Origin of the sequence: Leeuwenhoekiella marinoflava DSM 3653 (genome assembly GCF_900129005.1) — a bacterium.
In the GTDB taxonomy this organism is placed as follows: domain Bacteria; phylum Bacteroidota; class Bacteroidia; order Flavobacteriales; family Flavobacteriaceae; genus Leeuwenhoekiella; species Leeuwenhoekiella marinoflava.
Map to the genome: position 1 here is coordinate 42,783 of NZ_FQUN01000017.1, position 26,749 is coordinate 69,531.

At 36.5% G+C, this 26,749-nt stretch carries 21 protein-coding genes, 1 tRNA gene and 2 pseudogenes; 9 read left to right on the plus strand and 15 right to left on the minus strand.

Annotated elements, in window-relative coordinates; all coding sequences use genetic code 11:
* Positions 1-8: 8 nt before the first annotated feature.
* Positions 9-3,134, minus strand: a complete 3,126-nt coding sequence (locus BUB91_RS15345; protein ID WP_073100162.1) for a SusC/RagA family TonB-linked outer membrane protein — start codon at positions 3,132-3,134, stop codon at positions 9-11.
* A gap of 667 nt (positions 3,135-3,801) precedes the next feature.
* Between BUB91_RS15345 and BUB91_RS15350 the strand changes: the two genes are divergently transcribed.
* Together BUB91_RS15350 and BUB91_RS15355 are read left to right on the plus strand one after the other, a co-directional pair.
* On the plus strand, positions 3,802-4,350 hold the full coding sequence (locus tag BUB91_RS15350; protein ID WP_206635276.1) for a TetR/AcrR family transcriptional regulator: 549 nt from the start codon (positions 3,802-3,804) through the stop codon (positions 4,348-4,350).
* 160 nt (positions 4,351-4,510) lie between these two features.
* A pseudogene (locus BUB91_RS15355) lies at positions 4,511-5,146 on the plus strand (MOSC domain-containing protein).
* Between the two features lie 164 nt (positions 5,147-5,310).
* Here the strand turns inward: BUB91_RS15355 and BUB91_RS15360 are convergent.
* A complete protein-coding gene (locus tag BUB91_RS15360) occupies positions 5,311-6,159 on the minus strand; it encodes a CHRD domain-containing protein (RefSeq protein ID WP_073100164.1) in 849 nt (282 codons plus the stop codon).
* A gap of 614 nt (positions 6,160-6,773) precedes the next feature.
* On the opposite strand from BUB91_RS15360, the gene BUB91_RS15365 reads away from it, so the two are divergent.
* A complete protein-coding gene (locus tag BUB91_RS15365; protein WP_128759371.1) occupies positions 6,774-7,040 on the plus strand; it encodes a hypothetical protein in 267 nt (88 codons plus the stop codon).
* Between the two features lie 1,792 nt (positions 7,041-8,832).
* On the opposite strand, the gene BUB91_RS15375 is transcribed toward BUB91_RS15365, so the two are convergent.
* Both BUB91_RS15375 and BUB91_RS15380 read right to left on the minus strand, forming a co-directional pair.
* Positions 8,833-9,648 (minus strand): SDR family oxidoreductase, encoded by an 816-nt coding sequence (locus BUB91_RS15375; protein ID WP_073100167.1) that lies wholly within the window; start codon positions 9,646-9,648, stop codon positions 8,833-8,835.
* Between the two features lie 78 nt (positions 9,649-9,726).
* Positions 9,727-10,284 (minus strand): Crp/Fnr family transcriptional regulator, encoded by a 558-nt coding sequence (locus BUB91_RS15380; RefSeq protein WP_073100224.1) that lies wholly within the window; start codon positions 10,282-10,284, stop codon positions 9,727-9,729.
* A gap of 154 nt (positions 10,285-10,438) precedes the next feature.
* Between BUB91_RS15380 and BUB91_RS15385 the strand changes: the two genes are divergently transcribed.
* Entirely contained in the window at positions 10,439-10,945 is a 507-nt protein-coding gene (locus BUB91_RS15385; protein ID WP_083557966.1) for a cupin domain-containing protein, read from the plus strand.
* 373 nt (positions 10,946-11,318) lie between these two features.
* On the opposite strand, the pseudogene BUB91_RS21655 reads toward BUB91_RS15385, so the two are convergent.
* From BUB91_RS21655 to BUB91_RS15435, 10 genes and pseudogenes are all read right to left on the minus strand, one after another.
* A pseudogene (locus BUB91_RS21655) lies at positions 11,319-11,437 on the minus strand (transposase); the annotation flags it as partial.
* Between the two features lie 221 nt (positions 11,438-11,658).
* Positions 11,659-11,732, minus strand: a tRNA-Arg gene (locus BUB91_RS15395).
* A gap of 141 nt (positions 11,733-11,873) precedes the next feature.
* Positions 11,874-12,743 carry a M57 family metalloprotease gene (locus tag BUB91_RS15400; RefSeq protein WP_241652628.1) on the minus strand — a complete coding sequence of 290 codons (870 nt, stop codon included), beginning with the start codon at positions 12,741-12,743 and terminating at the stop codon, positions 11,874-11,876.
* Positions 12,744-12,915: 172 nt separating this feature from the next.
* Positions 12,916-13,191: an ATP-dependent Clp protease adaptor ClpS gene (locus BUB91_RS15405; RefSeq protein ID WP_073100169.1), complete on the minus strand. Its 276-nt coding sequence runs from the start codon at positions 13,189-13,191 to the stop codon at positions 12,916-12,918.
* A gap of 25 nt (positions 13,192-13,216) precedes the next feature.
* Positions 13,217-14,053 (minus strand): 50S ribosomal protein L11 methyltransferase, encoded by an 837-nt coding sequence (prmA, locus tag BUB91_RS15410; protein ID WP_073100170.1) that lies wholly within the window; start codon positions 14,051-14,053, stop codon positions 13,217-13,219.
* Between the two features lie 8 nt (positions 14,054-14,061).
* A complete protein-coding gene (tpiA, locus tag BUB91_RS15415) occupies positions 14,062-14,811 on the minus strand; it encodes a triose-phosphate isomerase (RefSeq protein WP_073100171.1) in 750 nt (249 codons plus the stop codon).
* Positions 14,811-15,290, minus strand: coding sequence for a TlpA family protein disulfide reductase (locus BUB91_RS15420; protein ID WP_073100172.1), 480 nt, complete (start codon positions 15,288-15,290; stop codon positions 14,811-14,813). Before BUB91_RS15420 ends, tpiA begins: the two co-directional genes overlap by 1 nt.
* 55 nt (positions 15,291-15,345) lie before the next feature.
* Entirely contained in the window at positions 15,346-16,422 is a 1,077-nt protein-coding gene (locus tag BUB91_RS15425; protein ID WP_073100173.1) for an ABC transporter permease, read from the minus strand.
* Entirely contained in the window at positions 16,419-18,131 is a 1,713-nt protein-coding gene (locus BUB91_RS15430) for a BT_3928 family protein (RefSeq protein WP_073100174.1), read from the minus strand. The genes BUB91_RS15425 and BUB91_RS15430 overlap by 4 nt, the downstream gene beginning before the upstream one ends.
* A gap of 1 nt (position 18,132) precedes the next feature.
* A complete protein-coding gene (locus BUB91_RS15435) occupies positions 18,133-18,687 on the minus strand; it encodes a DUF1599 domain-containing protein (protein WP_073100175.1) in 555 nt (184 codons plus the stop codon).
* A gap of 127 nt (positions 18,688-18,814) precedes the next feature.
* Here BUB91_RS15435 and folP point away from each other — a divergent pair, with 127 nt between their 5' ends.
* Together folP and BUB91_RS15445 are read left to right on the plus strand one after the other, a co-directional pair.
* The gene (gene folP / locus BUB91_RS15440) at positions 18,815-19,648 is read left to right on the plus strand and encodes a dihydropteroate synthase (protein ID WP_073100176.1); all 834 of its coding nucleotides are present in this window, start codon (positions 18,815-18,817) and stop codon (positions 19,646-19,648) included.
* A 54-nt stretch (positions 19,649-19,702) separates the two neighbouring features.
* Positions 19,703-20,641, plus strand: a complete 939-nt coding sequence (locus tag BUB91_RS15445) for a calcium/sodium antiporter (RefSeq protein ID WP_073100177.1) — start codon at positions 19,703-19,705, stop codon at positions 20,639-20,641.
* Between the two features lie 71 nt (positions 20,642-20,712).
* Here the strand turns inward: BUB91_RS15445 and BUB91_RS15450 are convergent, their stop codons facing one another.
* Entirely contained in the window at positions 20,713-21,729 is a 1,017-nt protein-coding gene (locus tag BUB91_RS15450) for a glutamine synthetase beta-grasp domain-containing protein (protein ID WP_073100178.1), read from the minus strand.
* Between the two features lie 201 nt (positions 21,730-21,930).
* Between BUB91_RS15450 and BUB91_RS15455 the strand changes: the two genes are divergently transcribed.
* The 3 genes from BUB91_RS15455 to BUB91_RS15465 all read left to right on the plus strand — a co-directional run bounded on the left by BUB91_RS15455 (position 21,931) and on the right by BUB91_RS15465 (position 26,715).
* Complete coding sequence (locus tag BUB91_RS15455; RefSeq protein WP_073100179.1) at positions 21,931-24,114, plus strand: glutamine synthetase III family protein; 2,184 nt, start codon at positions 21,931-21,933, stop codon at positions 24,112-24,114.
* 403 nt (positions 24,115-24,517) lie between these two features.
* The gene (locus BUB91_RS15460) at positions 24,518-25,696 is read left to right on the plus strand and encodes an AIR synthase related protein (RefSeq protein WP_073100180.1); all 1,179 of its coding nucleotides are present in this window, start codon (positions 24,518-24,520) and stop codon (positions 25,694-25,696) included.
* A gap of 65 nt (positions 25,697-25,761) precedes the next feature.
* Positions 25,762-26,715, plus strand: coding sequence for a DUF3078 domain-containing protein (locus tag BUB91_RS15465; RefSeq protein ID WP_073100226.1), 954 nt, complete (start codon positions 25,762-25,764; stop codon positions 26,713-26,715).
* The last annotated feature ends 34 nt before the right edge of the window (positions 26,716-26,749 follow it).

A 26,749-nucleotide genomic window follows, 5' to 3' on the forward strand; every position in this document is an offset into this window, starting at 1 on the left:
TATTATTTTTAAAAATTAATATTTAAGCCAAAAGCAAAGGTTGTGGAAAGTGGATAAACATTGCCATTACCGTCAGTGCCGCCTCCTATTGTCTCTGGATCAAAGATTTTTGAAAGCGCAGTTTCCGTCCATAAGTTTTCACCGGCAACATAAATTCTAAAGCTGTTGATACCTAAACTTTCATAAGCACTAGAAGGTATTGTATATCCCAATTGTACATTTTTAAGTCTTATGTAGGAAGCATTCTGTAAATACCCAGATTGTTCTTGTTTATTTTTGGTATTAAACAAGGGTCTTGGGTAATACGAATCTATATTTTGACCTAAAGGATGATTTTCATCAGCCCTAAAATAGTCTTCATGCTGAACAAATCCTGTAGACCACCATTGAGAGTCTGAAACTCCCCAGAAGTAATAGCTTCCCTGAAAGTAATCACGTTTTAAAACTCCTTGAAAGAAAGCTCTGAAATCAAACCCTTTCCAATCTGCATTTAGCGTAATTGCAAATGGATACCGGGATGTGTTATTCCCTATAACTTTTCGATCTCCGGGAGCATCTGAAGTCCAAGAGCCAGAATCTATTTTTCCATCTCCATCAAGATCTTTGTACATAATGTCACCTGCCGCCCATTGGTTACCTAATGCATCCTGACCTCCATTAGGTAAAGAATTGAGATGCGCTTGCATTTCTTCATCGCTCTTTGCAATACCAATGGTTTCATAACCCCAGATTTCTCCAACTTTTTGACCTGTGCGATATGTATTTAAACTATTAGTTTGGTTAGGGTATCTTGTTATTTCAGCTTGAGAGTCTGATAGCAAAAGATCTATTCCGTAGCCAAGGCCATTGCTCAGTCTGTCTTTCCAAGAAAGACTGAGTTCAAAACCGTAAGTCTTTAAATCGGTATTGTTTGTTACAGGAACTCCTGTTCCTAATACAACTGGAAGTTCTGGTGCTGGGCCAACCATATCAATAGTATATCGGGTAAAATAATCTAAAGAACCTGTGAGTCGGTTTTTAAACATCGCAAAATCAAGACCTGCATTCCAGCTTTGAACTTTCTCCCAGGTTAACGATTTACTAACAAGACCTGGAGCACTGCTCGTATTAGGTCTTTGCCCGTTAACAAGCCATCCCCCGTTAGCAGTTCCTATTGGCATGGTTAAATAGGTAGGATACCAGTCATCTGTATTCTGGTTTCCTAATTCACCCCAAGAACCTCTAAACTTAAATGTACTTATAGTATTAGATAAATCTCCAAAGAATTCTTCTTTGGCAATATTCCAGCCAGCGGAAACTGAAGGAAACCACTGCCAGCGTTTATCACTTTGAAAACGGGAAGTACCATCGTAACGAATGTTCGCTTCTAAAAGATACCGCTCTTTAAAGTTGTAGTTTAATCTGGCAAAATATCCTGCAGTAGCCCAGTTTTGATATTCTCCACTTATGGAAGGAGCTACAATATTTCCATTTGCATCAACTCCTGATGTGAGGTCCAGAACAGGAGAAGATGATAGTATAACTCCTGTACGGTTTGCACTCAGGCTTCTGTATTTATTAAGTTCTGATTGAAAACCTGCGGTTACACTAAAATTGTGTTTCTCTTCAATATCAAAATTATAAGTACTGTAAATATTTGTATTGAAATAATTTTCTCGGAAAGCATATTCATAAACACTAGAATTTCTATTGTAAAGGTAAGGATCCCCATTTACGTCATGATTATAGGTTTGTAAAACATCCCAATGTCTAAAGTCATTTCTAATTCTATAATTAAACTCAGCAAATACTTCTAAACCTTTAGTAGGTTTCATTATAAATTGAGCTTGTTGATATAGCCAGTCTTTTTGACTTATATCGCGGCCTCCGTCTCTTAAACCAAGTGCTGGGGAAGGAGAAGAATATAGATGACCGTTAGAATCATAAAGAGGTAGAACAGGCCAGCCTTGTCTTGCTAAATCTTGAAATAAATTATCATTTAAGGCTGATGGTCTCCCGAAATCCTCGCGAATAAATCGCATAGAAACGTTTAGGGTAAGCCAATCGGTAAGTTCAGAACCTACTTTTGCGGTTGTAGTATATCTTTTAAATTTATCCCGGTTAAACTCCATCAGACCATTTTGATCTAGATAGTTACCAGACACGTAATACGTAACTCTATCGCCACCACCGCGTACACTAAAGTTATGTTCTTGTGAATAAGACTGTTCTCTATAAATAGCATCGTACCAGTTAACGTTTGCATTACCAAAATCATAACCATCAGCCCACCTTGAAGGATTATTTGAATTAGGTATGATGGGGTCGATAATAATACCGTTTTGATAGTCTTTAATTCTTTGAAGACGTTCTTCGCTAAAAATTGGACCATTATTCCCATTAATATTTGCATCATTAAAGAAGGTAGCAAAGGTGTGAGAATCCATCATTTGCGGCATGTTTATGGGCTTGCTTACTCTAAAATTGGTACTATATTGTACACTTGGAACTCCTTTTTTTCCACTTTTTGTAGTAACCAAAATTACCCCAAAAGCAGCTCTGGAGCCATAAATTGATGCTGATGCGGCATCTTTTAATACAGAAACACTCTCTATATCTTGAGGGTTAATAGCATTAATATCTCCTTGCATTCCATCAATAAGAACTAAAGGACTTCCTGTAGAGCCGCTACCAATTGTTGTGGTTCCACGTATATTAATAGAGGGTCTGTTTTCTAAACTACCACCACTACTTTGATTAATATTTAACCCTCCTACAACCCCTTGAAGCATTTGAGTAGCATTTTGTACAGGTCTTGATTTAAAAGTTTCTGAGTCAACAGAGGCTACAGCTCCTGTTAAATTAACTTTCTTTTTTTTACCAAAACCTACTACTACAATTTCTTCAAGTTCAGAAGCGTCTTCTTGGAGCGTAATATTTAGTGAAGTCTGCCCGTTAACTGTAACATTTTGACTAGCAAAACCTAAAAAGGAGAAAATCAAAACATCTTGATTTTCAGCATCGATTGAGTAAAGACCATCAAAATCAGACACCGTCCCTTTTGTTTTATCTTTTATTTTTATAGTTACACCTGGTAAAGGCATTCCTGTTTGGTCTACAATTTTTCCTGTTACTGTTATTTCTTGCGCTTGCATAAAAGTAAATGAAAGCAGTATTACGCAACTGGTAAAGTATAACCTAAGAGTATTATTCCTCATATTTTTTGTTTATTAAAAGTTTAGACATAAAGTTTTTTTAGATGATAGTTGATTTGTGTGTTAGTAAAATGATCTGTTAATATTTGTGAGTAAATAGGGGTTTCAAGCGTTTTTTTTAATTCTACTTCGTTGTAGTAGGGAAGATATCTTAGCTAAATGACAAGATAAAAACCTTAATTGCTACGGTTATCTTTGAGGTTTGAATCTTAGATTTCTGATTATCAATTCACTGTATGGATGTTGAAGTGATAAATTCCCTTTTCAAATTAATGTATTTTGTACATTTATTATTAATAGAATATTATCTAAGGTTAATACTATTTATACCCAGTATTTGATTGCTGAATTTAGACAGGTACAAACCACCTTGTTTTTTATATAATTATAAATTATACTCAACAGATGGGATTTCAGAAATTAGATATAGGGCTCTTCTGAATGTTAAAAATGGAATCTAATTTAGAGCCTGTGATACATTAGTGTTTTTCAAACAGAAAATGTTTTTACGTTAAAAGAAACTGAAGGTATTTCAAGTAAAAACATAATGATACCACACTGAAACCACAGTCCAACCACATTTCATCACAAAATCAATGAGCAGGAAGTGTTAGATAGAGCAGTGAATTTGTTTTGGAGAAAAGGATATAATGCAACTTCAGCACAGGATTTAGTAGATAATCTGGGTATAAGTCGCTCTAGTTTGTATGACACTTACGGGGATAAACATACCCTCTTTGTAACAGCACTTCGGCAATACAGAAAAGACAAGATTGACCCTGTTCTAAATAAAACAGATATTGAAGATGTGGAAGCTTATATCAGGTTTTTTTTTGAATCTGTGCAGATGGAAGCCTTGTGTGATAGTGGGTCTAAAGGCTGTTTCTTAGTAAATTCAGTGGTGGAGTTAGCTCCTGTGGACTCAGAAATTGCCACGATCGCAAATGCCATAATGCATGACACCGAAGAAGCTTTGTTCAAGGTTATTGAAACAGGGCAGGAGAAGGGCGTTTTTACAAAAAAGTATTCTGCGCGTTCACTTGCGCGTTTTGTTTTCAATTCACTTAATGGTCTGCGAGTGACTGTAAAATTTGATGCAGATAAAGAAATGTTTGAAGATATTGTAGCGGTTTGTTTATCCACTTTAAGTGGTTAGTATCACTTTTTTATGGCTCATTGCTGATTATAAATGTAAAACAGGAATTGTCTAAAAAAAGGTCAAACTTAAATTGTCTAAAGTTTAGTATTTGTAAGTTTATTGAAATGAACGTGCAGAGCGTTTAGAAAACTTAGCGTCCTAAAAGATATATGCTTTGATGAAAATTATTTCTATTAACATAGCAAAACCTACTACAATTATCTGGAAAGGCAAGGAGGTATCCACAGGTATTTTTAAAGAACCTATTGATAAACCTGTTTATTTGGGCAGTGAAAAAGTTAGAGATGATGAGGTTTCAGATCGTGAAAATCATGGAGGGATTTATCAGGCCTGTTACATTTATTCATCAGATCACTATGCGTATTGGAAAAATAAATACCCCAATCTGCATTGGACCTGGGGGATGTTTGGGGAGAACTTAACCGTAACCGGTTTAGATGAACGGGATATTTGTGTTGGGGATGTTTATAGAGTAGGTGAAGCTTTAGTGTAGGTTTCACACCATAGAGAACCCTGCTATAAGTTTGCCCATAAATTTGATGATCAGCAAATTATGAAACAATTTATAGACTACGGTTTCGGAGGTACTTATTTGCGAATCCTGGAGGAAGGACTTGTAGCGGTCAATGATTCATTTAGTTTATTAGACCGTCCCAAAAGCACTTTAACGGTAGCACAGCTATTTGAGTTAGCCTTCAGCAAAAACAAGAATCCGAATTTGGTAAGAATTGCAGCTGAAAGTACTGCCATAGCGCCTGATAAAAGAAGTTACTTTAAAAGGTACCTCGAATAATATTTGACTTTAAAATGCTTCAACTAAGGTTAGTCTATTTTGATTTTAAGCTTCCCCTGTCAGGGGTATAAATTAAAGGAATAGGATCTGTAATTTTACCTATGATAAAAGTAAAGAGGCTGCCTTTTCAAGCAGCCTCTTAGTTTAATAAAACAGTTTGTTGATTAGTCCTCTGTAGCGTTGGCACCTATATTTCCTTGTGCTGCCAAAGTCTCTAGATTATCTTCACTTTCGTGAACGTTGATATACCCGTCAAAATCAATTAGATCTTCATACGTAATTGCTTCCCCTTCTTCTTCCTCAGAATCATCGGTTACTGCTATGTTAGTAACACTTATACCGGTTGAACCGTTCACTGGATTAAAAGTAATAATGATGGCTCCCGGAGCGTCTTCTACAGATCCTGCATGAATATGAGCAGGGTGTGTATTACCTTCTTCGGTACCTTCAAGCATAATGGTAACCAGAGTTTCACCGTTTTCACGTTCTTCAAAGGTAGCAGTACCGCTTACTCCGGCAATATCAGCTTCAGCAAGATCGTAGGATTCAGATTCGCCGGTTAGTGCGTTTTCTCCTATATCTGTTTGAGCAACAATTGTTTCTAATTCATCCGCACTCAGATGAACATTAATATACCCGTCAAAATCAATAAGCTCTTCATAGGTGATTTCCGTACCGTCTTCAAGTTCAGTGATCTCAGTAGTACTTGTTCCGGTTTCACCATCAACAGCTTCCAGTGGAATGGCTATTTCTCCACCATCTGCCGCATTGCCAAAGTGAATATGTGCTGGATGCATATTACCATCCTCTGTACCTTCAAGTTCAAAAGCTACAGTAGTAGAACCATCGTCATTTTTTGTAAAGATTACGGTACCACTTACTCCAGAATCGTTTTTTTCACTCAGTGTATACTCTTTTGTATCAGCAACAGGTGGGTCAATTATGCTATCATCATCGTTATTACAACTTGTTAAGCCTGCAATCATTGCTAATGTCAATACTAATTTTTTCATTTTAATGTAATTTTGAAATTATTGTTTGTTCTTTTAGGAGATGTATTTTATAGAAAAGCGTTGCGTGGTTTTTTTGCTATACTGAAAGAAAATTCAATAAACTACTGAGTCCTAGTAATCAACTAAACTAGTTTTAACAAATGTTTAATAGATCTTGAAGCTTTGATTTTATCTCCTAGTTCAAAGCGATTTGAGTATTGATGAAATTGGAAATAACTGTGGATTCTTGAGCTGTTTGTAGTATCAGCATAACTGATAATACAGGGCTTCCCAACTTTTATAGCGATTAATGCGACTGAATGTCAAGTGTCTTTACTATTGTCTGAAAAATATAATAGTAAGTGGTTGTATTAACCCAGTGATGTTTTATAAACCTCAATTGGTTCTTTAAAGTTTTATAATACAATCCCAAACTCCCGCTAGTCTTTGACTCGTGGCGCGTACCAATAAGCAAATGCATCAACATTTAAAATTCCCTCGTTAGTTTCTATTCATATACTTTATGAGATAGTATTTTTTACAAATTCTTATATCAGATTCCTAAATGTCCTAACTAAGTTTGTGTTTTCTTTAGTATAAGGGTGTTCTTAAAAAATTAACTTCCAATTATGTTGATGAAACTCTTTTTTGCACTAAACCAATTACCTCCGGACACTCAAAATGCCGATGATAATCTTCCTGTAGATTTTAATGATTCTTTTCTTGTCCTAAGAAACCTCTCGGCAATCGCTCAGCGCAGGACTAACAAAAGAAAGAACATCTTTTGGATAGGTATTTTTCGCCTTAGGGGCGAAAACCACAACAGCATCCCTAAATTTCTTCCAAGGCTTCAGAAATTCTTAACGGGAACTTCTTGCTATACTGAAAAAAAAGAAGGCTAAAGAATAACATTCTTAGTTCTGATTTGAAAATGGCCTACAAGAAGGTATCGTGAAATTTGAAGTGAGCGGAACGTCGCAGGCGGTTCTGTTTGAGGGCGGTGTGCCGCCTGAGTTAAGTGCATGCAGCGGAGGGAATAAAAAATTTAGAAGCTCATGTAAGCCTTGATTTTTTGGTTCCTTGGCATTAAGGCAAAAGAACAGGAACACGAATAGAAGTTATAGGTTCTATATCATGTTTTGTTCATTTTCTTTAGCTCGCGTCGTTCTCATTATCTCGGGAGCTCGTGAATCTCCTATCGTCGGTTTGCTCAAGAGACTCCTACGTCGTTTTAAGACTAAAGGTTCTTTTGGAAGAGTGCATTCCTCTCCCTGCTGTCGTCGGATGCAGAAAAGAAACGACGCCCTCGCTTAGCAATTTTTCGCCTTAGGGGCGAAAACCGTCTTGTCAGCTCCGCGTCGCTATCGCTCCTGTCCTTCGGAGCTTCCTTCGCCTATTCTGAACCGAGGGAAGGGCATTTGTTTAACCCTCCGGGTTTGAATAGTCCGTAGTTAAGCTTCAAGTTGAGTAAGAATTAAACTCCCTTTTCTCCCGAAAGCTTTCGGGAGGGAGAAGGGGTGGGGATGAGGAGAGGCCTTCCTTAGAAGGGAGGTTTGGAGGGATGTTATAGCTGGATTCAAAACACCAGCTTCTCTCACTTTTTTATCGAATTGCACTTTGGCCAAATTTAGACCAATCCTTAAGAATTAAACCTGTACCACAAATAGCCCCACGATAGCATTTGTAAAAACAAGAATGTAAAGCTTCTTTTGTTTAAGCATAGTTAGTTATTACAGACATTTTATTGGACTATTGATATTTTAAACAGTCACTTCACAAGATTGCATCCGTGTTCTGCATTCAAATGTAATAGATTCTAAGGTACAACTTATAACCGGAGCCTCACTAATGACTCCATCGTATTTTGGTTAATCTGCTCTTAATTTAATTAACTTTTGATTAATCTATTTAATTTTCTGTTACGCTACAGGTCGGTTTAAAGAACTTAATTTAGCCACTGAAAACAACAACAATAAGCATTTGGACTTTGATTGTATTGGTTATCAAAGCTCCATTAGTGTTCTGGTAAAAAACTGTCTGCAAAGACAGTTTTTTTAGTTTAAGCGCTATGGGTAGTAGGTTGCTTTTGTTTTTTTGGTTTATTTTATAGGAGCTCGTGAACCTTACCTTACTTTTCTTTGCTCGTCCAAAGAAAAGTAACAAAAGAAAAGACACCTTTTGGATAGGTATTTTTCGCCTTAGGGGCGAAAACCGTCTTGTCAGCTCCGCGTCGCTACTTTTGTTATACTAAAAGCAACCCTTACTGAGGGAAAGTAGGCCAAATGAAAAGATACGATCTCAAAGCCTATGCGCCACCTGGCTCATTCGCTAAAAAGGTCTACCAGACCTTTTCTTAACGCTCTGCCCTTGCGCCTATTCTGAACCGAGGGAAGGGCATTCGTTCTAGCCTTCAGGTTTTAAAATAGTTCTCTTAAGCTTGATTTAAGTCACAATCAATCTCCCTCTCCGACCTTAGGGAAGGAATCAAGGGGAAGGGTTGGGGATGAGGAGAAACCTCCCTTAGAAGGGAGGTTTGGTAGGATGTTTATTTTTCTTGCTGCATTCCGAATTTGTAAAAGAGTCTTTTGGTTTTGAGTTCAAGCTTTGCGTAAACGCTTGTCACTTCGTGGGGGATGACCCGTAAAAATTCAGGTCTTTTTCTGAAATAGAAAATGAGTCTTGAGAATGTATAGACTACTTATTGTCCTGCTCAAAAAAGCGCTCATTCATTGCCGAAATTACCTTTTCAATCCCATCTTTTTTCAACCATTCATATTCTGTTGTCGAAAGCTTGCCTGCTGTGTAGTGCAATTGTTTTTTGTTGTCTGTCGCTGCTTGGTAAACTATTTCTGAAATGCTTTCCGGTGTATCTCTTTTGGCACTTGCATCTGCTTTCATCGTCGAGATGTATTGATTAAAAACATCCTGATACTCTTGATGAGAAACTATTTGTGCATTATTTCCAAAATTCGTTTGCATATAAGCAGGAACAATCGTTTTTAGTTTTATACCAAATTCATTTAACTCATAGCTCATTCCTTCAGTCCATTTTTCTAATGCGGCTTTTGTAGCTGCATAAACCGCTACAAACGGATATGGAAGATTGGCGGTTGACGAGGTTACTGTAATAATTGTACCGCTTTTCCTTGTCCTGAAATAGGGAAGAAATGACTTTGCGACAAGAATTGTCCCCAAAAAATTGGTGTTGATCTGTTGTTCTAATTCTTCATCAGTAGCCCCTTCAAAAGGACCCATAAGTCCATAGGCTGCATTATTAAACAGGACATCTATCGGACTTATCTTTTCTGCTTCGGAAGCTGCTTGTACAATTTGTTTTTTATTATTGATATCCAACTTCAAAAGATGAATATTTGGAATTTGTATAAGTTCTGTTTCTTTTTCGGGCTGTCTAATTCCAGCAATTACGATCCATCCTTTTGAAGCAAATAATTTCGCTGTCGCTTTTCCTAATCCCGATGAAGCTCCCGTGATAAAAATTGTTTTATTCATTTTTTAGTTTTTTAAAATTTATACTGTAAAAATGAAAACTTAAAAAATGAATCGATTTATCATTTGGTAAAAAACCACCTATCGGATATTTTTTCTTATTCTACTTAAGGATTGTTGAGTAATTCCCAAATAAGAAGCAATGTATGACAATGGAATGCGATTTACCAGTGTTGGATATTTCTTCATAAACTCGAGATAGCGAGTCGTGGCATCTTGAGAAATTAATGGACTTACTTTTTCCAACTTTTGGATAAGTGATTTGTTGGTTATTTTTTGAATAATACTATCCCACTCCATTATGGTATCTGAAATTTCTTTCCAATCTTGATTTGAAAATGTTAGGAGTTTAGAATCGGTAGTAGCTTGAATATATTCGGTTGAAGGAACATTTCTTAAATTATACAGCAAGTTGTTTTCTTCAATGAATATTTTGGTAATTTCCTCGCCTTTATTATTGTAATAGCAGATGCGAAGAATGCCGTCAACAATAAAACCAACTTGTTTCAATACTTTTCCTGCTTCTGCAAAATAGGCGTCTTTTTTAAGCTCAGTTTCGATTGCTTTACTTGAGATAAATCTTATTTGCTGTTTGTTAAGATTACCAAACTGTAGCATGTATTCTATAAACTCTTCCATAATTGTAAATTTAGCAATAGTCCTTTTTTTATTATTTATCATTTGTTAAAAACTGCTTTTTCGTATTTCGCTAACTTTGACAAATCCGTAGAACAATTCAGATGAATTCTTCTGAAGCAAAAACATAGCCATAAACTTTGATAACCCTATTGATATGATGAATTCTATAGAAAACTTAATTTCTGAATTAAACTTAAAACCACATCCTGAAGGTGGTTATTTCAAGGAGACTTATCGTAGTGAAGAAGAGATTCCGCAAGGGATATTGTCCAATAAATTCACTGGAAATAGAAACTACTCGACGTGTATATATTTCTTATTAGAATCCGATAATTTCTCTGCATTTCATAAAGTTAATCAAGATGAAATTTGGCACTTTTATGATGGATCACCAATCAGATTACATATTATTTCTGAGCTCGGAATCTATTCTAACCAATTGATAGGAATAGATATTCAAAATGGACAGACACCACAATTTGTTGTAAAAGGTGGGAGCTGGTTTGCTGCTGAAGTTGAGGCACCGAGCTCATACTCTTTTGTTGGGTGCACCGTATCACCAGGATTTAGTTTTGATGATTTTGAATTAGCTTCCAGAGATCGGTTATTGAACATGTTTCCAGAAAATAATAAATTAATTAAGAGACTGACTCGGGGATAAAAGGGATTACCAATCCGGTAGACCAGTCCATTCTAAATAAAATAAACTGCGGCTCTCAAGCCAAAATAAATAGGGTCTCGTGTACTGCGGGGCATTAAAACACTACTTTATCTTGAGGTATCCTGTACTTAATTTGCTATACTATCATGATTTTTAACAGGTTATTATATTATGTCATCACTGTTCAGTTAAAATAGACTGAGTGAAGTTGGTTATAATCAAGTTCTTTGACATTACTATAATCTATATTCATAAAAGCTCATTTATAGAGGTTTTGTCTAATAATGAGATGCCCAAAACCTATAATATTCGTAGGTTGAACACTCCAGTTTCAGTTTATCTGGCACAATAGAGACCAGACAGTAAGCACTTATCGCGCAATAAATCTGGATTTTTCACGGCATTTTCAGATGTTTCCCAGAAGGATTTTATTTTCAAGTTTTGTTTGACCCATTTAAAGAAAAGTTCCACCTGCCATCTTTTTTTGTATAGTAAGAATCCTTTAATGCCAAAGTAAAGGCTTTTAGATCACAATTCAGAGGAGTGAGGAATACCGAATATTCTTAAAATCGTAAAAACCCAGATTTTGCACTTGATCCGCAGTAACCTTCTTCTGTACAAAATAGCATCAAATGGAGTAAAGGCCTAAAACCGGAAAACCACGCAGTTCCTAAGAATTGCGTGGTTTTGATGCTAATTGAATTAGCGTTTTGTGACCTTGCCAGGATTCAAACCTGGAACCTCCTGAGCCGTAATCAGGTGCGCTATTCAGTTGCGCCACAAGGCCTTTATTTTTCAAAATCTAGCTATTAATTTAGCTCATTTTGCGGGTGCAAATATAAGTCTTCTTTAGATATCTGCAAGCTTAAAAACAAAAAAAAGCCATTTTATTTAAAAATGACTTTTTTAGGTGACTACTTATTGTTGTTTAGTACATATTATTTAAGGCAGTAATATCATTAGAGTTGAATTCACCATCTTCACTAGCACTGAAGCAAGCGAGCATAATAGACGTTGAGTCATATCCTGTTGGAGTACCGGGTACATGGTTGGTGTCTCCACCTTCATTTACATTTTGCCCACAACTTTGTCTGCTAAACCAGTCGGTGTGTCTAAAACCTACAGCGTGACCAATTTCGTGAGTAATTACATGTTCAACAACATTCGTGTCATAATTGGTAAGGCCATAGATCTGTACAAATTTATGAGGTAGACCATTACTTGGGAAGCCCGCACTACCACCGGCACCACTAGGATTGTTTATGGTATTGTTATATACCACCATGTCTTTATTTTGATAGTTTGTACCAAAGGTCAGATTAAAGCTTATAGAAACTCCGTTTAAGGCGTTGTAATTATCTACAGCCCATTGAAGCGCTGTACGTTCTTTTTGACTTAAAGCTTGGTTTCCTCCCGTGTAACCGATAATTGAAATCGTACGCCCTTGACTTACTAATGCCGAAGTTCTGTATTGTTTAGAGTCTCCTTTACCTTCTTTAGTCTGCTGAATGCTAGCGGTCATTTCAGCTAATTGTTCTGGAGTTACGACAACATCTTCTTCTAAGAAAAGTCTGGGTGCTGAGGTACCATCAGGAAAGTAAAAGTCGTCCCAACGAACATAATTAGAGTTCATTCCTAAATCTTCAACCTGATCGATGATTGTTTGCGATACCTCAAGGTTAGCGGTAGGTTGAGGTGCTTCTGTTGTAGTGTCTGATGCGTCTTCAGAACAAGAAGCAAAAACGATCGAAATACCGAGGCTAAGAAAGCCCATTTTTTTGAGTGCTTTTGATAACATAAAATAATAGTTAGTGTTAGTAATACTTGTAAATTATAATTTTATGTCAACATGCACAGTGTTTAATCGTTAAAATTATAACTTTTAACGATTTTTTATTTTATAAAATTGAATATAGGGTAAGAAAAAAGCCTCTTAAAGAGGCTTTTTTTCTATGAAATATTTTTAGATATTATATGATTTCTGCGCTGAGGCCGGCATCTAGAAGTGCACTACAACGTGGTTCAAGATCGTCATAGCTTCCGGTTTTGACGGTGCATTTTCCTTTGTAATGAACTATAAGAGAACATTGTTCTGCTTGTATAGGAGTATGATCACAAACGTGTATTAGCGTATTTATCACGTGATCAAATGTGTTTACGTCATCATTGTATACAATAATCTCATTATTGCGATCTTCTGCCTCGAGGACATCTACTTCTTCTTGAATTTTTTCTCTTGTGCTCATCGGTAAAAAACTTAAATTCAGGGAATTAATTTTTTACAAATTTACAAGCTACCCAATTATTTTTTTCAAAATTCATGATAAAATTTAATCCATGTTGATTGCAAACGTTAGTAATTGCCGGAATGTCTTGCGTATAAAAGCCACTTAAGAGCAAAATACCTTCGTGATTTAAACAACCTGCGTAAGTGGGAATATCGTCAATTAGGATATTTCGGTTGATGTTTGCTATTATTAAATCGTATTGTTTTCCTTTTAAAATGCTAGAGTCGCCTTCGTAAGTTTTTATGAAATCAACTCCATTGCGGGATACATTTTCTACAGTATTTTCATAACACCATGGATCAATATCTATTGCATCTACAGGTTTTGCACCCTTTAGAGCAGCGAGAATTGCAAGAATCCCTGTGCCACAACCCATGTCAAGAGTTCTTAAACCTGCAATTTCTATTTTTAAAAGATGCTTGATCATAAGGTGTGTAGTCTCGTGATGCCCTGTGCCAAAAGACATTTTGGGCTCAATCACAATATCAAATTCCGTATCTGGTTTGGGATGAAAAGGAGCTCGCACAGAGCAAATACCATCTACTTCAATAGGTTCAAAATTTTTCTCCCATTCTTCATTCCAGTTTATGGGCTCTATGAGCTTAACAGCGTATGAAATTTCAAATTCAGGATTTTTGAGTAGGTAGATGTCTTCTAAAAGATCTTCTTTATCTAAAGCAGAGAGGATGTAAGCTTTTACACCCTCTTCTGTCTCATCAAAACTTTCAAAATCAAGCTGACTCAATTCAGCAATGAGTATTTCTGCACCGGGATTTACCGGTGCTACTTTAAACTCGTATTCAGAATATGCTTCTGCCATAAATTGTTTTAAAATGCGTTTACGATAGCCATAAAGTCTTCTGCTTTAAGAGAAGCACCACCTATAAGACCACCGTCAACATCTGGCTTAGAAAAGATTTCTTTTGCATTTGCAGGTTTTACACTACCACCATAAAGAATGGTTATGCTATCTGCTAATTTTTGAGAATATTCATCAGCAATAGTTTTTCTTATAAAAGCGTGCATTTCCTGAGCTTGGTCTGGGCTAGCAGTTTCTCCTGTACCTATTGCCCAAACTGGCTCATAAGCAAGTACAATGTGTTTCCAAGCGTCTGCATCTAAGTGGAAAAGCGCCTGACTGATTTGTTTATTTACTACTTCAAAATGTTCACTGAAGTTTCGGTCTTTAAGCTCTTCACCAAAACAGTAAATTACTTTCATATCATTTTCTAAAGCTGTATTTACTTTTTCGGCAAGTAAATCTTCTTTCTCTTCAAAATAAGCTCTGCGCTCACTATGTCCTAGAATTACAGTCTTTATACCTACTCCCTTAAGCATTGAAGCACTGATCTCACCGGTAAAAGCACCAGAAGACGATTGATGCATGTTTTGTGCTGCAACTTCAATATCTGTTCCTTTTAAGGCTTCAAAAGCACTGTAAAGATTAGTAAATGGAGGTGCAATTATTACCTCAGCTTCAGAAGTTTTTGAAATAGATTTTAATCCGCCGATTAATTCTTGCGTATCTGCAAGATCCGTATTCATTTTCCAGTTACCGGCTACGATGTTCTTTCTCATTATATTTGATTTAGTAGTTGATTGTCTTTTGTGGTTATTGCTTTGTAAACTTTAATTTTTCCGCTTTCATCAAGCAGGATATAGCGTGGAATCCAGTCCAGATCTATGCTGCTGCATAAGGGTCCTTTCCATCCAGATTTGATGAAATAGTGACTTCCTTGAAGCTTGTATTTTTCAATACCTTCTTTCCATCGCTCTGTATCTTTGTCTAGCGAAAGAAAGACATAAAACACATTTGGATTTTCTTTTTGTAGTTTCTTTAAATCAGGAAATCCCTCAATACAGTCTTTACACCAAGATGCCCAGATATCAATCAGCACAGTTTTTCCTTTATGCTTTTCTAAAACAGATTCAAAAGTGACTTCAGAACCGCTGGTGTTGATGACAAGATCTTTAAGCGCTTCCGTAGAGAATGATTTTTCCTGAGAAAAACCTGCTGAAAAACAAAGTATTGTTAAAAATGCAAGTATGATTTTCATAAAAACAAATAAGATATAAAATTAGGATTAGTCAGCCTATTCTACAACATTATGGCTATTTAATACGTACTTTAGGATCTAGGAGACCGTAAATAATATCTACGAGAATATTTATAAGAATAAACATCGTTGCGATAACTAGTACAGCTCCCATAATTATGGGCAAATCTAAGGTGTTAAGAGCATCAACTATTTCTTTACCAAGGCCATTCCATCCAAAAATATATTCTACAAAAACCGCTCCTGCAAGCATCGAGGCAAACCAACCCGAAACTGCTGTAACCACAGGGTTTAGCGCATTTTTTAGCGCATGTCTCCATACAATTTGACGCTGATTGAGTCCTTTTGCTTGTGCTGTACGGATGTATTCCTGATTGTAAACTTCTAAAAGTGAATTCCGCATCAGTTGAATTACAACAGCTAAAGGGCGTATTCCTAAAACCAGAGCAGGTAACACAATATTTTTCCATTGAATGGTTATGGCTTCGCCGAAATCGTCCATCTCATAAAGGCTTCCCGTCATATTGAGATTGGTGTACTTGTGTAATACGTAACCCAAAAGCCAGGCAACTAAAATAGCGCTGAAAAAACTAGGGACACTCATCCCAAAAGTGCTTATAACCTGAATCAATTTATCAAGCCAAGTGTCTCTGGCATTCGCTGAAATGATGCCGAGGAATATACCTAAAAGAATAGCAAGTGTTATTGCGCTAACGGCAAGAACAATAGTGTTAGGTAAGGTTTCAGAAATGACCGCAACTACTGTTTTTCCTGTTTTTTGAAAGGACTCGCGTAAATATGGTTTTTTAATAACCAGCGTCTGATTTTCTACCGAAAGCAATTTGGTGTATTCATATTTCCCGGAAGTTAAACTTGTATAATGGTCTCCTGATTTTTGATGAACAGAAAGCGGGGACAAATCATTTAGATAATATGCATACTGTGTAAGTACAGGTTGATCAAAACCGTACTTATGCTTAATGATCGCCAATTGCTCAGGGTCTTCATTTTGATCCAGCATCATGCGTGCAGGATCTCCCGGAAGCACCGTAAATAATAAAAACACGACTGTTACTACCCCAAAAAGGGTTAGCAAAGCATAAAACACTTTATTTAAGATGTATAGAATCAGAGTCTTTTGATTTCAGAGATTTTAAGAGCTTTATATTTGGCATCTTTTCCCATTAAGTCTGCGACATATTCTTCAATAGTGCGTTTAAAGCCGGCTTCTTTTCTGCGTTGATTTACGGTTTCAGCATCTTTAATGGGCCAAATGAAAAATCCATTTTCAGCAGTAATCTGAGCCTGACTTCCGTAAAGTTGCTCTTTATCTTGCATCATTAAATACTTATCTTCTAAAACCGCGACTTTAGTTGTTGGTATTTCGCCTTGGGCTGCCGCTTTTTTAAACAAATCTATATATTGATCTATCTGTACAGGATTGTGTTCAATAACTTCTAGCGCAATGAGATTTGTAGGTTCACCCACTAAAGATTTACCGGGATAGCCGTGATTATCAAGAATGGCTTTTACGACTTTAAGATTGCTGGTGTCAAGCATGCGTTGTTTTTTCCATAAATTACCTGTGTAATCTTCTTTTGGAACACCCATTTCTTTGGCCAGCGCAATCCGCTTAGCTTCATCGGTTTCTTGTAATAAAGGTCTGTACAATTGATCATAACGCGCAATGCTATCCAAACGTTGCTTCAGTTCCAGGTTGAGTGCCGGTTTTGCAGAAGGTAATACTTCAAGTTCAATTTCATCTATATCATTCCAGTGTTTTTTCTGAATGATTGTGCCTTTGTTGAGTTTTAAAATCCCCGGGTTACTGCGTACAATAGTTTTTAGTGTAGTAGCATCGGTAAAATAAAAATCAAAATTGATGTTTTGCTTATTGGTTAAATTAAGAACCGCTTCGTCGCCAGAGGAGGTAAGGCCAATGACCGTATATCCTTTCTTTAACGCTTCGTTGGTGAGTTCTTTTACTGCCGGCCAGCCATTCCATTCGGTTTTGCTTAGGTCATAAGCGATGATTACAATAAGATTAGGCATATTGAGATAATCTTCAGTATAACTCTCGCCGTCTTTTTCTATTGTGAAATCGTGAATAGGAGGGACGTAACCTTTAGAAACAACTTCTGTTTCTACTCCTAAAAATTCACCTTCACTTGATGGATATTCCCCTTGAGTAGTAATTATTTTTTCTTCACCATTAATATTGAATTTCCAATGGTAATCAAAAACAGCTTCCGGAGCGCCTTCTGGTATCGTCATTCCTTCACTGATATTTGCTCCAACTTTATACGCTCTAAAATCTATTGCTGGAAGGTGCATCAAAACATAATAGGCAAAACCTAAACAGCCAATGAATGTCACGAAAATTAAGATCGAGCGCATGAAGTTTGTGAAGAACGGTTTGATGTGCTTAAGATTGAAAAACAAAAAGAGAATCATAACCAGCAGAATAACATCTTTTATGAATGATTGCCAAGGTGTTAACGGAAGCGCATCACCAAAACAACCGCAATCTGTAACTTTATTGAAGTATGCCGAGTAGAACGTAAGGAATGTGAAGAAAACAATCATAAGTAGCAAAAGCCACATCGTGAGTTTTTTGTAGTATCCTATTATTAAAGCGACTCCTAATACAAGCTCTACAATGACTAAAATAATTGCGAGTCCTAAAGCAAACGGACTCATAACCTCAATGTTTAAAACGTCTGGTGCAAAATATTCTTGCAGCTTAAATGAAAATCCAACCGGATCATTGAGTTTTACAAATCCTGAAATGATAAACAGGACTCCAACAAAAATGCGTACGAAACTTACTAATTTTTTCAAATTAAGAGGTTTTAGTTGCAGCTTCTTCAATTAATATCATCGCAAAAACAGCATAGTTAATCATATCCTGATAGTTTGCATCTATTCCTTCAGAAACCAAGGTTTTACCTTGATTATTTTCTATTTGCTTTACGCGTAAGAGCTTTTGCAAAATGAGGTCTGTAAGTGAACTGATGCGCATATCACGCCACGCCTCCCCATAATCATGATTCTTGTTTTGCATCAATTCTTTAGTGATTTTCACTTGTTCATTATAAGTAGTAAGCGCTTGTTCGAGATTAAAATCAGGTTGCTCTACGACACCTTCTTTAAGCTGTATAAGTGCCATTATCGAATAATTGATAATACCTATAAATTCTGAAGCTTCATCCTCATCAACTTTATGAACAGCATTTTGCTGTAACCCGCGTATGCGTTGCGCTTTTATGAAAATTTGATCAGTGAGTGATGGAAGTCTTAGAATGCGCCAAGCACTGCCATAATCACTCATTTTCTTTGAAAATAAATCACGGCAACGTTTAATTACCGCATCGTACTGTTCTGAAGTTTGCTCCATTAAAAATATATAAAGCCGCTTAGATTGAATTTTTAAAACTCAAAGCTTAGTCATTAGCGGCTGAGGTCAACGATTTTCTGTAAATTTCGCCTAAAATAAGCAATCTAGAAAAACATCGCTCTATTTCATGAGAAGCATTAACTGTAAAGGCAAACTAATTGATCTGAATACTCCAAAAGTAATGGGGATTCTCAACATTACTCCAGATTCTTTCTACGACGGTGGAAGCTATAAAAATGAACAAGATATTTTAAAACAAGCTGAAAAAATGCTTGCTGATGGTGCAACTTTTATTGATGTGGGAGCATACAGTTCTAGACCGGGGGCTAAAGATATTTCAGTAGATGAAGAGTGTAGTAGATTGATTCCTGTAGTAGAGCTTTTAGTGAAAACCTTTCCTGATATACTTTTATCTATAGATAGCTTTAGAGCCAAAGTAGCAAGCGAAGCTGTATCGGCAGGCGCTGCGCTTGTAAATGATATTTCTGCAGGTTTGCTAGATGAGCAGATGCTACAGACTGTTTCAGAATTACAAGTTCCGTATATATTGATGCATATGCGTGGAACACCGCAAACCATGAAAACACGCACTCAATATGAGGATCTCATCCAGGAAGTTATTCTCTACTTGAGTGAGCGTGTAGCTGCTGCGAGAGCATTAGGTATTAATGATATTGTAGTAGATCCCGGATTAGGGTTTGCAAAAACAGTATCTCAAAATTTTGAATTGCTCAATGCTACAAATCAATTTCAAATCCTCGATTTACCTATGCTGATAGGTCTTTCTAGAAAGTCTATGATTACCAAAATACTTGATATTGATGCGCAATCAGCATTAAACGGGACGACGGTTTTAAATACGATTGCATTACAAAAGGGAGCGTCTATTTTGCGTGTTCATGACGTAAAAGAAGCTATGGAGGCAGTGAAACTTTACGAAGCTCTAATAGCTTCTGTTTAGTAGCGCATCAGTTAGGCGGGGTTGTTTATCTTCGCAGCCATTAAAAATGATTTTATGAGTATAGTTTTTGTGATGCTGGGCTTGTTGCTGCTAGTTATAGGTGGTGAGTTTTTAGTGCGGGCATCGGTAGGATTGTCTTTTAAACTTAACCTTTCTAAAATGGTTATTGGCCTTACGGTAGTATCGTTTGCCACTTCAGTTCCAGAACTTTTAGTGAGTTTGCAGGCTGCTTTAGATGGTTCGCCAGATATCGCTTTAGGAAATGTGATAGGGAGTAATATTGCGAATATAGCTTTGGTTTTAGGGATTACAGCTATTATTTCGACACTTGGTATTGATCGTGATTTTTTTAGATTCAATTGGCCGGTAATGGTTTTGTTTTCACTCGGTTTGTATTTGGCTTTGGTTAACGACGGAAGGATCTCAAAGCTTGAAGGTTTTATACTGTTTTTCTCGTTAATAGTTTATTTAATACTTTTAATTCGCAGAGCGAAAAAAGCACGAGCAGTTGATGATGAGGTAGATCCCGGACTCTCTGGAGCTTCTTATTTTAAAATTGTAGTCTGGCTGATAATTGGCGGTGTAGCGCTTTATTTTGGTTCGGAGTGGTTAGTGAGCGGCGCAAAAGATTTGGCTCGTTCAGTAGGAGTGAGTGATTATGCAATATCGGTTACAGTTATAGCTATAGGAACCAGTGTTCCTGAACTTGCGGCTTCAGTTATTGCAGCGCTTAAAAAGGAGAAAGCACTTTCGCTAGGGAATTTAATTGGCTCTAATATTTTCAATATTGCTTCGGTTTTAGGTCTTACGGCAATTATAAAACCTATACAGGTTATTGACGGGAGTATTTTGAATAATATGTTTTGGCTTTTAGGCTTTGCGATTGTATTACTTCCGCTAGGCTTTCTTCCTTTAAAATTAGAATTAAACCGCTGGAAAGGTTTTGTGCTTTTTGCAGCTTATTGCATTTTTATAGGCTTGGCTTTTAGTTAGTATTTGAGAGAAATATAAATAAGAAAAGCCCGCAATTTGCGGGCTTTTATAAATTTATGCTAACGGAGAACTTATATTTTTGCTTCAGCCTCTAATACAGTTTTAACGATACGACCTGCTACTTTGTATGGGTCAGCGTTAGATGCAGGACGGCGATCTTCTAACCATCCTTTGTATCCTTTTTCTACTGTGATAATTGGAATACGGATAGATGCTCCACGGTCAGAAATACCATAAGAGAAATCGTGAATAGAAGCAGTCTCATGTTTACCAGTTAAACGCTGATCATTAAACTCACCGTAAACAGAAATGTGTTCTGCAACCACCGGACGGAATGCTTCACAAATAGTGTCATAAACTTCTTTAGAACCTGCAGTTCTTAAAGTAGTATTTGAGAAGTTAGCGTGCATACCAGAACCATTCCAGTCACCTTTAATTGGTTTTGGGTGGTACTCTATGTAGTAACCATAATCTTCAGTAAGACGTTGTAATAAATAACGTGCAACCCAGATCTCATCACCAGCTTTTTTAGCTCCTTTTGCAAAAAGTTGAAATTCCCACTGTCCACTAGCAACCTCTTGGTTGATACCTTCAAAGTTAAGACCAGCATCAATACATAGATCAGCGTGCTCTTCAACAAATGCTCTACCATGTGTGTTTTTACCCCCTACAGAGCAGTAGTACATCCCTTGAGGACCAGGATAACCACCTACTGGGAAACCTAATGGAAGTTGAGTTTCTTTGTCCATGATAAAATATTCTTGCTCAAAACCGAACCAGAAATCATCATCTTGATCAGCAATAGTAGCTCTTGCATTAGATTCGTGTGGAGTACCATCAGCATTAAGAACTTCAGTCATTACCAAGAAACCGTCTCTACGAGCTGGATCTGGGTATATTGCAACGGGCTTCAGCAGACAATCAGAAGAGCCTCCTTCGGCTTGTTTAGTTGAAGAACCATCAAAAGACCAAACCGGACAGTCTTCTAACTTTCCGCTGAAATCTTCTTCTACTTTGGTTTTACTTCTAAGATTGGCAGTTGGCGTATAACCATCCAACCAGAGATACTCTAATTTTGATTTGCCCATAATAAATTGATTTAAATTTTTTTTGAATTAAACTAATAACAAATATAACATTTCTTTAATATCTAGCATTTGTAATTATAGGGGGTGAAGCGCTTTATTAACGGAATAAATTTAATAAGACCCCTAAAAAATAGGGGTGTATTACGAAATCATATATTTTTACACCTCTCAATTCTGAATTTCATAAAAATCAACTAAAATATGAGTACATTGCGATTTTTTGCCCTAAAGGAAAGCCTTAGTCGTTTACCTATAATCATATCTGAAAACAAGAAAAGATCTGAGCTTTTTGGTAAACACGTTTTTAAAAAAGATGCTATGCAACAAGTTTTGTCTCATGAAGCTTTTCAGGCAGTTGAAGATGCTATCAATACAGGAGCTAAAATAGATCGCTTGATGGCAGATAGTATTGCTGCCGGAATGAAGCAATGGGCATTAGAATTAGGGGCGACACATTATACGCATTGGTTTCAGCCATTAACGGGAGCAACTGCAGAAAAGCATGATGCATTCTTTGAGCAAACTCCAGAAGGAAACGCAATTGAGAAATTTGAAGGAGCAAAATTGGTTCAGCAAGAACCTGATGCGTCTTCTTTTCCGCACGGCGGAATCAGAAATACTTTTGAAGCTAGAGGGTATACTGCCTGGGATCCTACATCACCTGCTTTTATTTTAGATACTACATTATGTATTCCTACGGTTTTTGTTTCTTATACGGGTGAGGCTTTAGATAATAAAACCCCGCTTTTGCGGGCTTTGGCTGCGATTGATCATAGCGCGACGGAAGTGGCTAAATATTTCAATAAAAGCGTCAATAAGGTAACCGCTACATTAGGCTGGGAGCAAGAATATTTTTTAATCGATTCTGCGCTTGCAGCTTCTCGACCGGATATTATGCAAACGGGGAGGGCGCTTCTAGGTCACGCTCCCGCAAAAGGGCAACAATTGGATGATCATTATTTTGGGTCAATACCAGCCAGAGCTTTAAACTTCATGAAAGATTTGGAGCAACAATGTATGTTGCTGGGTATTCCTGTAAAGACAAGGCACAATGAGGTCGCTCCTAACCAATTTGAATTAGCTCCTATTTTTGAAGAAGCAAATCTTGCAGTAGATCACAATTCACTCATTATGGATTTGATGGATCGAATTGCAGAACGCCATAACTTAAAAGTTCTTTTTCACGAAAAACCATTTGCAGGAGTTAACGGTAGTGGTAAACATAATAATTGGTCATTAGCGACAGATACCGGAGTTAACTTATTGAGTCCGGGTACTACTCCGATGAAGAACTTGCAGTTTCTGACTTTTTTTGTTAATACCATAAAGGCAGTACAGGACAATGAAGAATTGATTAGAGCTTCAGTAGCTTCGGCATCTAACGATCATAGATTAGGAGCACATGAAGCACCGCCGGCAATTATGTCTGTTTTTATTGGAAAACAGCTTACTGCAGTTTTGGATGAACTTGAAAAAGTAACAGACGGAAAACTTTCGCCACAAGAAAAAACAGATTTAAAACTGAATGTAGTAGGTAAAATTCCTGAAATACTTTTAGATAATACAGACCGTAATCGTACTTCATCTTTTGCATTCACCGGAAACAAATTTGAATTCCGCGCTGTAGGTTCGACTACAAATTGTGCGAAACCAATGGTAGTTTTAAATACAATCGTCGCTAAGCAGCTTAAAGACTTTAAAAATGAAGTAGATAAGCTGGTCGATAAGAAAAAAATGAAAAAAGACGATGCGATTTTTAATGTTCTTAGGGAATATATAAAAGCTTCCAAGAAAATTCGTTTTGAAGGAGATGGATATAGTGCAGCCTGGCAGAAGGAGGCACTAAAAAGAAAATTGAGCAATCACAGTAGTACTCCTGAAGCTTTAAATATTCAATTAGATAAACGTTCTATTGCAGTTTTTGAAGAAATGGCCGTTATGAATAGTATAGAACTTAAAGCGCGTCATGATATAGAGTTAGAAGAATATATAAAGCGTATTCAGATTGAAAGCAGAGTATTGGGTAATATTGCAAAAAATCATATTATTCCTACAGCGATACGGTATCAAAATTTATTGATTAAGAATGTCGAAGGTCTGAAAAATATTTTCGCTAAGGATTATGAAAATCTTGCACAAGAGCAGCTAGCTCTTATAACCCAAATATCTGAATATATTGGTACGATTAATAAAGACATCAACGCTATGGTTGATGCCCGTAAGTCTGCTAATAAGCTAGATGTTAAAGAACGTGCTGTAAACTATAAAAATGAAGTGCTTCCCTTTTTTGATACTATAAGATATGCTTCAGATAAACTTGAATTATTAGTAGAAGATAAACTCTGGCCTTTAGCAAAAAACAGAGAGTTGCTTAGTTTGAGTTAAAAATAAATCAATAGAAAACGTTTTATTAGAAGTAATTAAACATAATCATAATGAAGCCAACTGTTACATTTATATGGTCTTCTTACAAATTTAATTCCGCATTTCAGAACTGAATTATACTTGGGCACAAAATGAAGGCAAACTCTGTTGCCCAGGTTTTATTTCAGCTGTAAATTCAGCAGCATTTAATGACAATTTAGTAGCTGTCAAAACGAATAATAGCGATGGTTATCATATGTGGATTTATACAGTTAGGTTATCTTCAGCAACCATCGAAGATGTTATTTATGAGAATAAGCCGGGCACAGTAAGCGGAATAGATAACTTTTTTATACAGATTTATAAAACGTCCTGAAATTTCAGGACGTTTTTATTTCTTACTTTTGCAAAATAATAATATACAATGAGTCAGGAGATTTCAAAAAGGTATGCGCAACGCGGAGTTTCAGCAGGAAAAGAAGAAGTTCATAACGCTATTAAAAATGTAGATAAAGGATTGTTTCCGCAGGCATTTTGTAAAATAGTTCCAGATTATTTAACAGGTAGTGACGAGCACTGTCTAATTATGCATGCAGATGGAGCCGGTACAAAATCTTCATTGGCTTATATGTACTGGAAAGAAACCGGAGATGTTTCAGTCTGGAAAGGTATCGCTCAAGATGCGCTAATCATGAATATTGATGATTTATTGTGTGTAGGAGCAACAGACAATATTTTGCTCTCATCAACAATAGGAAGAAATAAAAACCTGATTACAGGAGAAGTTATTTCGGCTATTATCAATGGTACAGAAGAACTGATTGCTGACTTGGAAAAGCACGGAGTATCTATAAAAAGTACAGGTGGCGAGACAGCAGATGTAGGCGACTTGGTACGAACTATAATTGTTGATTCTACTGTTACCGCCAGAATGAAGAGAGAAGATGTGGTGGATAATGCCAATATCAAAGCGGGAGATGTTATTGTTGGTTTGGCTAGTTTTGGTCAATCAACTTATGAGACAGCGTATAATGGTGGGATGGGAAGTAATGGTTTAACTTCTGCCAGACACGATGTGTTTAATAAATATTTAGCTGAAAAATATCCGGAGAGTTTTGATAAAGCTGTGCCTGAAGATTTAGTTTATAGTGGTTCAAAAAAATTGACTGATGCTGTTGAAAATAGTCCTCTGGATGCCGGTAAATTAGTTTTATCTCCTACCCGTACTTACGCACCGGTAATCAAGAAGATTTTAGCAGAAGTTAATAAAGCTCAACTGCATGGGATGGTACATTGTAGTGGAGGTGCGCAGACTAAAATTTTACATTTTGTAGATAAGCTACACATTATAAAAGATAATCTTTTTGATGTGCCACCCTTGTTTAAATTGATTCAAGAAGAAAGTGGTACAGATTGGAAAGAGATGTATCAAGTATTCAATATGGGGCATCGTATGGAGCTTTATGTAGCCCCAGCTGTTGCTGAAGAAATTATAGCTATTTCAAAGTCGTTTAATATAGATGCACAAGTAGTAGGACGTGTTGAAAATTCAGAAAGTAAAGAATTGACAATTAATTCCCAGTTTGGTACGTTTAATTATTAGTAAACCTAAAAACCTATAGTTTGAAAAAAGTATGCTTCTTAAGTCTGTTAAGTTTATTTCTTTTTATGGGATCACAGGTATTAGCACAACATGTTGCTTTTCCACTTCCTATTAAAAAGAATTTGGTAAAACGTTTAACTGAACAGTTGGCGCCTAAACCAAAGACTAACTGGCAAGAAGTAAATCGAATAGGTCTTGATCTTAGCGAAGTAGCTTTTGTAAATTGGAATGCTGGGGGAAGTAATTCTATTTCAGGTTTAGCAGAATTAGTACTTGAAAGAAATTATTCTGACAAGCAAAGAAAATGGCGTAATAAGCTCACAAGTCGATATGGGGTAAATAGTCAAGAAGGGCAGGAGTTGCGTAAAACAGATGATATGCTTGAGGTAACTTCAGACTTTGGTTATCGTCGCGATACTATATCTAATTGGTATTATTCTGCAAAATTTAGATTTGCCTCACAGTTTACTAACGGGTATAAATATCCTGATACGAGTACACCTATCTCTCAATTTTTGGCGCCGGGTTATGTATTTCTGGGTGTAGGAGGTGAGTATGGTCAACGTCTAGATAATCTTTCGGTTTATGCATCACCGTTAACTTATAAATCAACTTTTGTTTTAGATCAAGAGTTAGCAAATAATGGAGCTTTTGGTGTAGCTCCAGCTGTTTATGATGATGCAGGTAATATTATACGGGAAGGTTCTAACTTTAATAGTGAGTTGGGGATTCTTTTACAAAGCTCCTTAAATGCTAAAGTGATGGAGAATATCAACCTGACCAACATCGTAAACCTGTATACAGATTATCTCAATAGTTTTGGTAATATAGATATTGACTGGCAAATGAATTTAAATTTTAAAGTAAATAGTTTTGTTCTTGCTAAAGTAGGTTCACATCTTAAATACGATAATGATATAAAGACAACCGAAATTAATGGTGATGGAGAAGAAGTTGCAATGGGAGCAAAAACGCAATGGAAACAACAGCTAGGTATAGGTGTTATTGTTGATTTTTAAAAAAGATCAACGATAAAAACTGAATTTATAACTT